Below are 11,879 nucleotides of genomic sequence, written 5' to 3'. Positions count from 1 at the left end.
ATAATCAAATATCGATATTAAATTTGAATCATCAAAACAGAAAAAATGAAAACTAAAAACCTGATAATAAGCGCAATTGCTGTGGCTACCTATGTTGCCGGAGCTAAGGCGCAATCAACACAAAAACCAGCATTAAAAACTCAAACTATGGAAACCAACCAAATTCATTACCGCAACATTAAAGCCAACGGCTTAAATATTTTTTATCGCGAAGCGGGGCCTAAAGATGCCCCTACCATATTGTTATTGCATGGCTATCCAACATCATCGCATATGTTCAGGAACCTGATCCCAATTTTAAGCACAAAGTACCATGTACTGGCTCCCGACCTGCCGGGCTTTGGCTTTTCAGACATGCCGGATCATACTCAATTTAAATATACATTTGATAACCTGGCCAATACCATGCAGTCATTTATTGATGAGCTTGGCCTTAAACGTTTTGCTATTTACATATTTGATTACGGAGCACCTACCGGTTTAAGATTGGCTTTGGCTAACCCTGAAAAGATAACCGGTATCATTTCCCAAAATGGCAATGCCTACGAAGAAGGCCTGAGCTCCGGCTGGAACCCTATTCAAAAATACTGGCAGGATTCAAGTAATGAAAACAGGGATGCTTTAAGGGATTTTGTAAAAGAAAAGATGACCAAATTTCAATATTTTGAAGGCGTATCTGATCCATCATTAATTGCTCCGGAAAGCTACACCCTCGATCAGCAAACGCTTGACCGCCCCGGGAATGTGGAAATTCAGCTTGACCTGATGCTTGATTATCGCACCAACGTAGCTTTATATCCTAAATTCCAGGCTTATTTCAGGGAACACAAACCAAAACTGTTAGCGGTTTGGGGCAATAAAGACCCTTTCTTTTTACCTGCCGGCGCCGAAGGTTATAAACGGGATAATCCAAATGCAACTGTTAAGTTTTACAACACAGGTCACTTTGCCTTAGAAACACATGGCAAGGAAATAGGCCAGGATGTGCTGGACTTTTTAGGTGGATTGCCTAAGTAACGAGATAATGGCGTTCTAAAAACTGCGTCATTGCGAGGTACGAAGCAATCCCTGATGAGCAGAGCGGCTATGCAAGTCTCTCTGTAAAGTTGGGGATTGCTTCGTGCCTCGCAATGACGTTTTTTTAATATCCCTTACTTCTTCAATTCCCCTTCCTCCACCAACAAAGTCTCAGCTGTAGTAAAACCTTCCAGTTTTTTAGCCGGCGAACCATCAGCATTAAAAAAGAACAGGGTTGGTGTAGCCCTTATTGGGTATTGCTCCTGGAGCTTTTTACCGTCCTTGCTGTCAATATCAATAGCCACGTTAACAACGTTTGCATTATAAGTATCACCTAATTCCTTTTTAATCAATACTTCCTGTTCCATTTGTTTGCAGGTGGGGCACCACGAAGCATGGGCAAATACAAACAGCGGTTTGTTTTCGACTTTGGCTATGGCTTGTGCGTCGGCAAGAGAAGTTGTTTTAAAATTGATGCCTTGCTTTGAGTTAAGGTTGGGCTTAAATTTTGGAGTGCATGATGCAAAACCTACTGCTGCGGTAATCAGAAACACCAATAATATCTGAGCTGATTTTTTCATTTGATTTTTATTTAATTGTATTTGTGCTGCGATGAGCTTGTAGGCCTGCACCAGACCTGTCATTAATAAGGTTAAGCCCAGTATCCAGTTGATGAGGTTATGCTGCGCTTTAAGTACATTCATGAGGTAATTACCCGCAACGCCGTAAATAATAAACGACAGTAATGTACCTGTACCGATAGCCACAATAAAAATGTTGTAAGCGCGGGTTTCGCTGCTTAAAACTTTTCGGCTTTTTAAAACGGCTGTCCAGCCCATCCAAAAGGGTAAATGCAGCGGGTTAAGCAGACTTAACAGTAAGCCCGAATAAAAAGGGTTCATCCCCACAAAGGGCAGTACATCCTGAAAATTACGCATATGGAAAGCCGCCTCCAGTGTTTTATAGGCCAGCACCAGTATGGCAACACAAAAGGCCACGCTTAATATTTTGAACAGCTTTTTTAAACGTACTAACTGATCAACCACTACCAGGGCTATGCGTACGATCACTACCTCAACCAAAATAGCGGCAAACCCAAACCAGGCTGCCCCGGCAAAATCGCCGTTGAGGGCAAAATTGGCCACGTTGGTATTCAATGTACCAATGGGCAGCGCCCCAACAAAACTAATGCTGAATGCTACCCAAAATAGTTTTAATTGCTTTGACATGCTCATGATACCAGTTTTAAGTATTCGGTGTTGTTTTTAAGCATGGTTATGCCTTGTTTATAAGTCATATAATTAATGCCTTTTTGTTGTTTATTGAGTTTGCCAACACGATACAGAAGGCTCCAATGCCTCATGATCTCGCGCCAGGCAAAGAATATGGAATGTTTGGTATCGTAAATATGGGTTGGCTCGCTGCCTGCCCCGTTCAGTTCTATAATGGACAGGTTTTTGCCTCGGCTCAGCTCATCCCAGTTATTGTACATCACATCCAGCCGGCCAAAGTAAAACTCGGGAATTTCACGGCACATAGCATCTATCGCCTCAGTCAATTCATCGGTAATGAGGTGACTGAGATCAATAAACTTAGCACCGCGGGCATGATTGCCATAAGGCACCAGCGTTTTTGATTCTCCGGCAGGCAAAATCACGTTCAGTTTATCGCCATAAGTATCTATTAGTACAGGCAATTGAAGCAGGTAACGGGGCTCTTTAACAATAAGTTCCATCATGCTATGCTTGCCGTCGCCGGTAAGGGCTAAAAATTCTTTTCCTACTATGCCGGTTACCTGGCCTTTAGCCTCACCGGGCAGTCGGTAGTAAAATATGCCTACTTCATTTTTATAGTTAACATATTCCTGTACCAGGAAATCAACCCTGATCTGTTGCGTGTATTCCAGTAATTCGGCTTCGTTATGCACCAGTTTTACCTGTACCCCCCGGCCACCGATATCCGGCTTGGCAATTAATGGATAGCCGAAGTTTTTATCTTTTATGGCCGATTTAATCTGCCCGAAATCCGTCCCTGTTTTAAACAGGATGGTTTTGGGATAGTATTTTTGAGGGATGAGGTCATAGATCAACGCTTTACTCTCCAGCGCGAAACCGCCATTTTCAATCAGAGGATTAGCCGTACTGAAAAAGAAAAACGAACGTGCTTTAAAGCTCAGCCAAAACCAATAGAACATGATGGGCGCGTAAACCATATTGAACGACCAGTATTCCCAGTTAAAAAGCCTGATCAAAAAGCTTTTCAAACCAAAAAAGCGAGGTAATGCAACAGGCGGAGTGCTTGTAGTTTCAGTTATGGCAAGGTCGTTTACATACTCGTTACCATCCCTCAAATCATGATAGGTCATGGTGATGTTTTGCGGGTTAACGTTGATGTTGGTAACGCTTACGGTTTTCATTTTACCGCCGCGGTTTATAACCAGGGCATCATTATCATCGCCTTCACCGGCATGATGATGAAAATGCATGATATCTTCCACCTTATCCGGATTGGCCGATTTGCGCCAGTTATTAAACCAGTTAACCCGTTTGGTAGCTGCGGCCTCGTCATACAAAGTAGCTGACGACCAGATGTGTGCGTCCTTACCGTCCAATAATTTAATGTGCTTCCGCTCACCATCCCAGCGGCACTCATACAAGCTGCCTTGTGCATAAAGCACAATGGTAAAGGGTTCAACGCCTTCCAATTCACTGTCCCGGTAAAACAGGTATGGATCTTCGGCATTGATAATATCCATCAGCACCAGTCCACGGCTTGTTTTGTAAGGCGGCATAGCTGTATGTTTTACAAAAGCGCCGTTTAATAACACAACGGTATCTCCATTATTTTTTGTAGCTATCCAGCTGCCGTTACGGTCGGCATCTTTAGGATAAAGCAGGGTGTGGTTACCATTCTGGTACCTGCGCGGCGCTATGGCCTGCCCGCGGTTAACATTTTCATCGCGGTTGGAGGTGAGCTGAAACCCGCTTTTTGTAGGGACGTAGGTTACTGTGCACATGCCTTACGATACTTAAGTGTTGATGCGGCAACACCAAATTCATCAGGAATAACCACATCCGATACGGCGTTTATCCCAATACGGATCAAAGCCATGTGATGAACGGTATGCTCCAGGTTATAAACCAGTTCGCGATAGTAATTTGAAAAAACCTGTGCCGAATGTGCTTCACCATCGCCGTACTCAGCTTGCAGTAATAATTCTTTATCAGGTTTTTGAATGTTAGCCTCTATCTGGCGGATAGTGGTGATGGCAAAATCCTTATCGGCCTCAATGTTTTTGTTGCGGATGCGTTTATCGTAATCAACCATCCCGGTTTCGTAACCTTTGTTCAGCTCGACAAAAAACTCAAGGATATGACGGGTATGCTGACCGATGCTTGATTGCGACAACAGTTTTACAGGTTGGGTATATTGTATAGGTGTAAGTTCGTCAATTACATATTGTAGCTGCTCCAACAGGTTGGAGATTGGTTCTTTAAGTTTCATAATAATATCTTGTTAAGTGGTGGTTTTTAATTTTATTAATGGAGGAAGGGGATGAGGTTCAGTACCTCTTTTCGGAAAATGTAAAGCAGTATGGCCGAGCTGATAAACACCAGTGTTGCCAGTATAAAAAGCTGCCCGCCATCGCCCTGTACTGCAATACCCAACTTGGTAAGGTGGAAAAATATAGCACCGGCCATGAGGCCAACGGCTATTAAAGCGCCTACGCCGGTAGTGCGGGGGATGATGATCAGTACGGCGGCTACCAGTTCCATGCTGCCAATACCTATGCGTCCCCAGGGCTCCATGCCCAGTTTGGTGAATATGTAAACCGACTCGGGCGCGGCAGTGAATTTGAAGAATAAGGTTTGCAGCATAATAATGGCTGCCAGGAGGCGCAGGGCCCAAACCAGTATGTTAAATTGAGTGTAAGTCATGATGTTGAATGTTTTTTGAAAATTTATGCTTGTACCGCTTGTTCCTGTTTTTGACCAACTTTGATGGCGGCCGTAACAATATCCACAGCTACCTCCGCTTTACTTTTAAGCGGGAATGCCTGGAACTGGAAATCGCGGTTTATGATGGTGATCTTGTTGGTATCGTACCCAAATGTGGCGGCTTCATCCTTTACAGAATTGAGCACTATTAGGTCGAGATTTTTACTGTAGAGTTTTTTGAGAGCGTTTTGCTCCTCGTCGTTAGTTTCAAGGGCAAAGCCAACCGAAACCTGATCGTTGCGTTTGATTTTACCAAACTCAAAGGCGATATCCACATTTTTAACCATTTGGAGGCTAAACTCATGTGCCGACTTTTTCATTTTTTGAGTGTATACCTGCGCCGGTTTATAATCAGCCACGGCAGCGGCGAAGATTGTTATTTGGGCTACAGGAAAATATTTTTGACAGGCCGTATACATTTCATCAGCCGAGTTAACTGGAATAACCCTGAGGCTGGTGTGAGATAAACTGATGTTTACCGGCCCCGAAACCAGAATCACCTCAAAGCCTTTATCTAAAAAAGCCCCGGCAATGGCATAACCCATTTTGCCCGATGAATGGTTGCTGATGAAACGTACCGGATCAATAGCTTCGCGGGTAGGGCCGGCGGTGATCAGTACTATGGGTTTGTTGTTTGTAGTTTTCATCTTGTTGTTGTGTGTGGTGGTTTGTTTTTTTTATTCCCTCCCTTGGGAGGGGTGCGGTTGGCAGAGAAGTGGCAGGGAGGGGTTTCTGCTCTTGCAAAGTTTAAACCCCTTCCTCCTCCTTCCCCAGGGAAGGAATCGTACTGTGCCTGCGCTTTTCCTTTCACTATAAGCTTTTACTTTTGCCCCTTCACTTCAGGCCATTTCTCGTCGGCTATCTTAATGAGGTTTGCCTGGTCTTTGGTCCACAGTTCTTTTAATTTATCGTTGTAATTGAAATAGAGCTTGTCGTTCAGTACTGTCCAGGTATCGGTTTGGGTTGGGGCTTTGTGGCCTTGCGAGGTGCCGTAAGCGCAGTAACCGCCGTATTGAGGGGCATACTTTTCAGGATCGGCCTTAAATGCTTCGAGGTTTTCATTGGTGGAGAAAAACCAGGTAGCATCTTTCCATTTGTATTGAAATTTGTCGGATCCTTTTACCGGTTTTGATTCTTTGAAAAAGGCAACCGGGTCATAACCTTTAATGGCTTTGCCGCCGGGGGCAAATATTTCTGATTGCTGGGCATGGACCTGGATAGCGGTAACAAATGCAAGTGCCGCGATAATTAAAAAGCGTTTCATTTTTTGTGATTTTAGATTGACTTATAATTGATTAGTAAAGACACATTAGCGGACTACCTTAGTCCAGTTGGCATCGGCTTTGGCTTTCAGGTTAGCCTCGTCCTTGTTCCACGATTTTTTGGTGTTGTTGAAAAACTTATTGTAAAACACGTACAGCTTGCCATCAACAAGTTTGAAGGTTCCGGGATCTATCTCTACCTTTTCGCCGGTAGCACCCATTGCGTAGGCACACCAGCCGCCGTACTGCGGTTCATATTTGGCGGGGTTGGCTTTAAACAAGTCCCTATCCTGAGTAGTAGCAAAATGATAGGTTACACCATCGTTAGTAAAGGCGATGTCTTTTTTGCCTTCAACAGCTTTTTGCTGGGTGAAGTAGGCAACAGGGTCGTAGCCTTCAATGGCCAGACCGGTTTTATCTAAATTGAATTGTTTTTTGCGAACATCTGTTTGGCCTTGTGCCGAAGCAATGCTTACCGTAAATACGGTGACCAACAGGAGATTGAATAATTTTTTCATGATTGTGTTAAACTTGATATCTGATTTTTCCCTCTTTGTCGGGGCAGATCATCAAACCTTACAGCGAATCAAAAAAAATATTTAAATGGTAATATCAGGTGGGGGAGTAAGTTGAAGCTTATCTATTTTGCTTTGTATAATGGCGGTATCAGCAGGTGTTTTTATCAGCGTTAGCGCTTTTTCAAAGTTGAGTTTGGCCTGCCCATTGTCAATGCTGGTGTATAGTTCACCAAGCAGGGTATAGTAAAACTGGTTGCCGGTGAGGTTTAGTTTTTCAGCTTCAATAATTGCCTCTTCGGGACTATTGGCTTTGGCAAGCGCAAAGGTGCGGTTAAGCGCCGCCACGGGCGAATACGCTATTTGCAGCAGGCGGTTATACAACTGGAGGATGTTCTCCCATTTTTCTTTGGAATCCGTTTTTTGGGTATGCCAGTAGGCTATGCTGGCTTCAAGGTGATATTTTGATAGTTGGGTGCCGGTGGTGGCAAGGTTTAAATGCCAGGCTCCTTTGGCTATGAGGTCCTGGTTCCAGAGGTTGGTGTCCTGGTCGTCATATAAAATCAAGCCGCCGTTTTGATCTGTACGGGCCTCGAACCGGGATGCATGAAAATACATGAGCGAAAGTAAAGCGCTAACTGGTGGCTTGTTGGTGCCTTCGTTTTCGATAAGCATGTGGCAAAGGCGCATGGCCTCGAAGCAAAGCTCCTTACGTAAAACCTGGTTTTGACTTACCGAATAGTAGCCCTCGCTAAACAAAAGGTAAATGGTGGTAAGCACATTTTCCAGCCGGTTATCAATCTCGGCCTGACTCGGCATTTCAATCTTTATTTTTTCGTTGCGGATCTTTTCCTTTGCCCTGAATAGGCGCTTGTTGATGGTTTCTTTGCCGGTGAGGAAAGCCTCGGCAATTTCATCTATGCCGAAACCGCAGAGGATCCGTAGCGAGAGCCCGATCTGTGCTTCGGGCGGAATGGCAGGGTGACAGATGGCAAACATCATCTGCAATTGGCTGTCGCTGATGTTTTGAGGCGAAAGGTCGATATCATGTTCATAGACCTCAGAGGTTTGTATTTCCGGGGATACCTTGCTTTCAAAAATGGTATTGCGCTGTAAATGATTTTTTGCCTTGTTTTTGGCTACATTATAAAGCCAGGCTGTTGGGTTGGGCGGGATGCCTTTATAACTCCATGCCTGTGCAGCGGTAAGGAAAGTATCGCTGGCAATGTCCTCGGCAGTTTCCATTTCATCAAACCCAAAGCGGCGGCACAGTACCGATACTATTTTACGGTACTCTGTGCGGAATAAATGGGGGATGATTTCGGGGCTTTGCATGAGAGTGATTCTGAATAGAACGACAACTCCATCACGTCATTGCGAGGTACGAAGCAATCGCGAACTTTACAGGGAGACCTGCTTGGTTGCCCTGCCAATCGGGGATTGCTTCGTACCTCGCAATGACGGTAGTGAGTATGGTTCCGGGTGATAAAAATATTGCTATTTAGTGGGTGCTCTTAATGCACCCCATCATTCTTAGCAACTTTCCGTACCTCAACGGTATTGCCATCGCCCTGTAAAACCGGGCAGCCTTTGGCAAATTCAACAGCTTCCTCAACCGATTCGGCTTTTACAATTACAAAGCCCCCTATGGTTTCCTTGATCTCGCCGAAAGGGCCGTTGGTAACTACGCCGCCATGGCCTACAATTTTGGCATCGGCAAAGGGCAAACCTGTACCGCTAACAAACTTGTTTTGAGCAGCAATACCGCCAATCCAATCCATAGTTTGTTTCATCCAGATCTGGATCTGTTCGGGAGAAGCTACTTTAGTGCCATCCTCGTGCCTGAAAATTAAAACGAATTCGTCCATCTTTTTAAATTTTAAAGGTTAATAAATATATGAATTACACTTCTATATCAAATGAGAATGGGGGAATAGGACAGGGGAGGAAATTATTTTTGATTTCAGATGTTCGATTTCGGATTTTTTTCTGAACCTGGATTTTTAGGATTTGCGGGATTATGGGATTTAATCAACTTTAGCGCAAGTCTTGAGCCGGGGGATGAGTGATTGGAGACTTGTGCTTTTGGGTTAGGCACAAGTGGGCATATCCCCTCAGGCAACCACACAACACTTGCGCTAAAAGAGGGCTGTAAATTCTCTTTCTGAAAATTCGCACAGTCCGTGAACCTGGGAGATATATAATTAGCGGCTTGTGCCATTGGCATGGGCACAAGTGAGCCTGTGCTGTAGACCACGCACAACACTTGCGCTATAATGACGATATGAGAGAGGGTAGATTCTGTTAATTCTAAAATCCTGTAAATTCTGATTCAGACAACCTACGCCATCGCAAATTCCGGCTTTACTTCGCTCAAGTGCTTGTTGTACCAGTTGGTACTGTTATAACGGGCGTTAATTTCGTAGATCTCGGGTTTTAGTTTCAGCAGGTTAATGATGTCCTGGCATGAAAAACGGTTGCATACCGGGTATAGCTCTTTAAATACGCGTTCGATGAAATAAAAATCTTCGGGGTGGTCAAGTGCAAAACGGTGCGACATGGAATAATCCAGACCGGTTTCCCAGGTTACATTGCCTATGTTGAAAATAAGCGGATTTTCATATATGTATGGCGAAGTATGCTCGAAATCGTAAGGGCGACCGGCATTTTCCCAGGCTTGTTTAAGGCAGGCTATGGTCATTACCTCCACATCATTACCATCCGGATAGGTGGCAGGATACAGGTTGCTCACATAATCAAACTTTTGCCTGTTGCTGAAAAAATATTCCAATACTTTATCAATGATCCGCGGATCGATCAGCGGGCAGTCGGCAGGGATTTTTACCACTACATCGGCATTGAAAAATTTGGCTGCCTGGTAATGCCTGTCAAGCAGGTTGCCAAGACTGCCGCGATAGCAGGGGATGTTAAGATTTTCGGCCTCTTGCGCTATGACATTATCTTCGGCACCTTCGGTGGTGGCAATAACAATGCTGGCCTGGTGCTGGATCATACCTATCCGCTCCACCATGCGCGCCAATAAACTTTTACCCATTATAGGCAACATCACCTTACCATATAAACGACTTGATGCCATGCGGGCCGGCACTATAATCACTACACGCTCATCCATCTTTTCCGGAAATTTGAGGTTTATCAAAAAAACATTAACCGGGTTAAATGTATAATGGTAAGGTTTAAATATGGCGAAGTTTATATTATGAAATTGTTAACCAATGGGGTGGTCTGCAAAAAATAAAACCCGGCACAAGGGCCAGGTTTTACAACATAGGTATAGGTTATTTAATAATAGAAAACGTTGGTTTGGATATCGGCACTTAGTTTTTTATCGTCGGTGGCTGCCTTAATGCCCTGCAACCATACAGTATATACCGAACCGGCACGAAGGTTAATATTGGTGAGGCTTGCCAGTACAGTAATGGTACTTTTTTGACGGATGTTAAGGGTGTAAGTGGCGCCGCCTTTAATGGTCACAAAATCTGACACCTGCTTATAAGCTTTGTTTGATGCCAAAACCGAATCTTTTGAAGTAACCAGGTCAACTGAGCCTGCATCGGCGCTTAAGTTTGCCAAACGGATACTGGCCATACCTGAAGCCGGCTGAACGATAGAATCGGCAACAAAAATCACATCGCGTTTGCCTGCTGTGTTGGCAAGGTATACCGAATAAAGTTTTTTGGCTGTAAGGTCGATAGTATCTGCGGCAACCTTTTGCTTAGTGCCGGATACATAAAAAGTAGCCGTTCTTTTACCGGGGTAAGCGTTAATGTAGTCTATACCATGGCCGTAACGGATTGGAAAAGTATTAGCCCTGTTAGGCTCTAAGTAAAAATCAACCGGATCAGAATCGGGTGAGGCATTGATGACCGAAACGAGCGCCACCGGGGGCTGAACGTAATTGTTGTGGTCTTTTAAACACGAGCTAAGTGTTGCTGCCAGCAAACACACCATCCCGATAATGCCTGCCCGCCTTGTTAATTTCTGCTGAACTGTTTTCATAAACTAAAATATTGGTTGTAAACTGATATTTTAACTTTACGTAATCAGCAGGCATTACGCTACTTTGGGCTAAAAATTTTAACCCCGGGGTTATTTAAGATGAATACGTTTGGGCTTTTGTTTTAGTATGTACGGAGCCTGATTTCAATTGTAAAAAAATAGCGGATAAAATGTTACCCGCTATTACAATTGTTGATGAAGCTTATATTATAGGGATGGTGCCGCCATCAATAATAAATTCACCGCCGTTTAAATAAGCGGCCCGGTCTGAGACCAGGAAGGCTACCAGTTCAGCCACTTCTTCGGGCTCGGCAGGCCGGCCCATAGGGATGCCTCCCAGCGAATCCATGATGGTTTTTAATGCGGCCTCCTTGTCGCCGCCATTTTGTGAGGCCAGGTTATCTATCATGCCCTGTGCACCGCCGGTGTTGATAAAGCCTGGCGCCACCGAGTTAACCCGCACGCCCTTTGGCGCAAGCTCTTTGGAGATGCCTTTACTATAATTACTCAACGCTGCTTTTGCTGCCGCGTAAGGCAGTGTTGCTTCAAAAAGTGGCATTTTGCGCTGGATGGATGAAATATGCAATATCACACCTTGTTTTTGATTGAGCATAGTTGGCAGCAAGCCTCTATCCAAACGTACTGCTGCCAATAAATTGGTTTGAAGGGCGGCTTCCCAGTCTTCATCGCTTAATACCATAACGCCACCGGCAGGTGATTCGGAACCGCCAAGATTGTTGATCAGGATATCGATGCCGCCCAGGCGTTTAAGGGTTTCGCTGATCACTTTATCAGTACCGGCTTTGGTGCTTAGGTCGGCCTGGATAAAATGTTCGGGTTTAATGCCGGCCGGTTGGGTACGGGCAGTGGTTACAATACCGGCTCCGGCTTTGAACAGGCGTTCAAAAATAGCCTTGCCCGCGCCTTTGGTTCCGGCCGTAACCAGGACTTTTTTGCCTTTAAACTCAGTTGGGTCAATATTGAAATTTGCTTTTGCAATCATTTTATGTCGATTTTTGTTTGTATGATGATGCAAAGTTGATGAAGTATCAGGGCTGGGTCAAGTA

General features: G+C 44.5%; 13 protein-coding genes. 1 reads left to right on the top strand and 12 read right to left on the bottom strand.

Annotated features, from left to right (window positions below):
* The first annotated feature begins 45 nt into the window (after positions 1-45).
* A complete protein-coding gene (locus ACFFGT_RS16320) occupies positions 46-1,017 on the top strand; it encodes an alpha/beta fold hydrolase (RefSeq protein ID WP_377023591.1) in 972 nt (323 codons plus the stop codon).
* A 134-nt stretch (positions 1,018-1,151) separates the two neighbouring features.
* Here ACFFGT_RS16320 and ACFFGT_RS16315 read toward each other — a convergent pair whose 3' ends face one another.
* The 12 genes from ACFFGT_RS16315 to ACFFGT_RS16260 form a co-directional block, all read right to left on the bottom strand.
* Positions 1,152-2,246 (bottom strand): thioredoxin family protein, encoded by a 1,095-nt coding sequence (locus ACFFGT_RS16315; RefSeq protein ID WP_377023590.1) that lies wholly within the window; start codon positions 2,244-2,246, stop codon positions 1,152-1,154.
* Between the two features lie 2 nt (positions 2,247-2,248).
* Positions 2,249-4,033, bottom strand: a complete 1,785-nt coding sequence (locus tag ACFFGT_RS16310; RefSeq protein ID WP_377023589.1) for an NRDE family protein — start codon at positions 4,031-4,033, stop codon at positions 2,249-2,251.
* The gene (locus ACFFGT_RS16305; protein ID WP_377023588.1) at positions 4,021-4,521 is read right to left on the bottom strand and encodes a hypothetical protein; all 501 of its coding nucleotides are present in this window, start codon (positions 4,519-4,521) and stop codon (positions 4,021-4,023) included. The genes ACFFGT_RS16310 and ACFFGT_RS16305 overlap by 13 nt, the downstream gene beginning before the upstream one ends.
* A gap of 35 nt (positions 4,522-4,556) precedes the next feature.
* Positions 4,557-4,955 carry a DoxX family protein gene (locus tag ACFFGT_RS16300; RefSeq protein ID WP_377023587.1) on the bottom strand — a complete coding sequence of 133 codons (399 nt, stop codon included), beginning with the start codon at positions 4,953-4,955 and terminating at the stop codon, positions 4,557-4,559.
* Positions 4,956-4,978: 23 nt separating this feature from the next.
* Positions 4,979-5,662, bottom strand: coding sequence for a phosphopantothenoylcysteine decarboxylase domain-containing protein (locus ACFFGT_RS16295; RefSeq protein ID WP_377023586.1), 684 nt, complete (start codon positions 5,660-5,662; stop codon positions 4,979-4,981).
* A 173-nt stretch (positions 5,663-5,835) separates the two neighbouring features.
* Positions 5,836-6,279, bottom strand: a complete 444-nt coding sequence (locus tag ACFFGT_RS16290) for a YHS domain-containing (seleno)protein (RefSeq protein WP_377023585.1) — start codon at positions 6,277-6,279, stop codon at positions 5,836-5,838.
* Positions 6,280-6,324: 45 nt separating this feature from the next.
* On the bottom strand, positions 6,325-6,795 hold the full coding sequence (locus tag ACFFGT_RS16285; protein ID WP_377023584.1) for a YHS domain-containing (seleno)protein: 471 nt from the start codon (positions 6,793-6,795) through the stop codon (positions 6,325-6,327).
* Between the two features lie 81 nt (positions 6,796-6,876).
* Entirely contained in the window at positions 6,877-8,127 is a 1,251-nt protein-coding gene (locus ACFFGT_RS16280; protein ID WP_377023583.1) for an RNA polymerase sigma factor, read from the bottom strand.
* Between the two features lie 179 nt (positions 8,128-8,306).
* Positions 8,307-8,660: a YciI family protein gene (locus tag ACFFGT_RS16275; protein ID WP_377023582.1), complete on the bottom strand. Its 354-nt coding sequence runs from the start codon at positions 8,658-8,660 to the stop codon at positions 8,307-8,309.
* Between the two features lie 473 nt (positions 8,661-9,133).
* The gene (locus tag ACFFGT_RS16270; RefSeq protein WP_377023581.1) at positions 9,134-9,952 is read right to left on the bottom strand and encodes a cytidylyltransferase domain-containing protein; all 819 of its coding nucleotides are present in this window, start codon (positions 9,950-9,952) and stop codon (positions 9,134-9,136) included.
* A 143-nt stretch (positions 9,953-10,095) separates the two neighbouring features.
* Positions 10,096-10,812 carry a DUF4397 domain-containing protein gene (locus ACFFGT_RS16265; protein WP_377023580.1) on the bottom strand — a complete coding sequence of 239 codons (717 nt, stop codon included), beginning with the start codon at positions 10,810-10,812 and terminating at the stop codon, positions 10,096-10,098.
* 202 nt (positions 10,813-11,014) lie between these two features.
* Positions 11,015-11,815 carry an SDR family oxidoreductase gene (locus tag ACFFGT_RS16260; RefSeq protein WP_377023579.1) on the bottom strand — a complete coding sequence of 267 codons (801 nt, stop codon included), beginning with the start codon at positions 11,813-11,815 and terminating at the stop codon, positions 11,015-11,017.
* Positions 11,816-11,879: the final 64 nt, after the last annotated feature.

Origin of the sequence: Mucilaginibacter angelicae (genome assembly GCF_042434235.1) — a bacterium.
GTDB classification, from domain to species: domain Bacteria; phylum Bacteroidota; class Bacteroidia; order Sphingobacteriales; family Sphingobacteriaceae; genus Mucilaginibacter; species Mucilaginibacter angelicae.
The sequence above is the reverse complement of the archived record's forward strand: the minus strand, read 5'-3'. Positions and strand labels throughout refer to the sequence as shown.

Bases quoted from the DNA above. Each gene is read 5' to 3' on its own strand.
- ACFFGT_RS16280 (WP_377023583.1), bottom strand. From the start codon at position 8,127: ATGCAAAGCCCCGAAATCATCCCCCATTTATTCCGCACAGAGTACCGT.
- ACFFGT_RS16305 (WP_377023588.1), bottom strand. From the start codon at position 4,521: ATGAAACTTAAAGAACCAATCTCCAACCTGTTGGAGCAGCTACAATAT.
- ACFFGT_RS16295 (WP_377023586.1), bottom strand. From the start codon at position 5,662: ATGAAAACTACAAACAACAAACCCATAGTACTGATCACCGCCGGCCCT.
- ACFFGT_RS16265 (WP_377023580.1), bottom strand. From the start codon at position 10,812: ATGAAAACAGTTCAGCAGAAATTAACAAGGCGGGCAGGCATTATCGGG.
- ACFFGT_RS16260 (WP_377023579.1), bottom strand. From the start codon at position 11,815: ATGATTGCAAAAGCAAATTTCAATATTGACCCAACTGAGTTTAAAGGC.
- ACFFGT_RS16300 (WP_377023587.1), bottom strand. From the start codon at position 4,955: ATGACTTACACTCAATTTAACATACTGGTTTGGGCCCTGCGCCTCCTG.
- ACFFGT_RS16310 (WP_377023589.1), bottom strand. From the start codon at position 4,033: ATGTGCACAGTAACCTACGTCCCTACAAAAAGCGGGTTTCAGCTCACC.
- ACFFGT_RS16285 (WP_377023584.1), bottom strand. From the start codon at position 6,795: ATGAAAAAATTATTCAATCTCCTGTTGGTCACCGTATTTACGGTAAGC.
- ACFFGT_RS16315 (WP_377023590.1), bottom strand. From the start codon at position 2,246: ATGTCAAAGCAATTAAAACTATTTTGGGTAGCATTCAGCATTAGTTTT.
- ACFFGT_RS16275 (WP_377023582.1), bottom strand. From the start codon at position 8,660: ATGGACGAATTCGTTTTAATTTTCAGGCACGAGGATGGCACTAAAGTA.
- ACFFGT_RS16320 (WP_377023591.1), top strand. From the start codon at position 46: ATGAAAACTAAAAACCTGATAATAAGCGCAATTGCTGTGGCTACCTAT.
- ACFFGT_RS16290 (WP_377023585.1), bottom strand. From the start codon at position 6,279: ATGAAACGCTTTTTAATTATCGCGGCACTTGCATTTGTTACCGCTATC.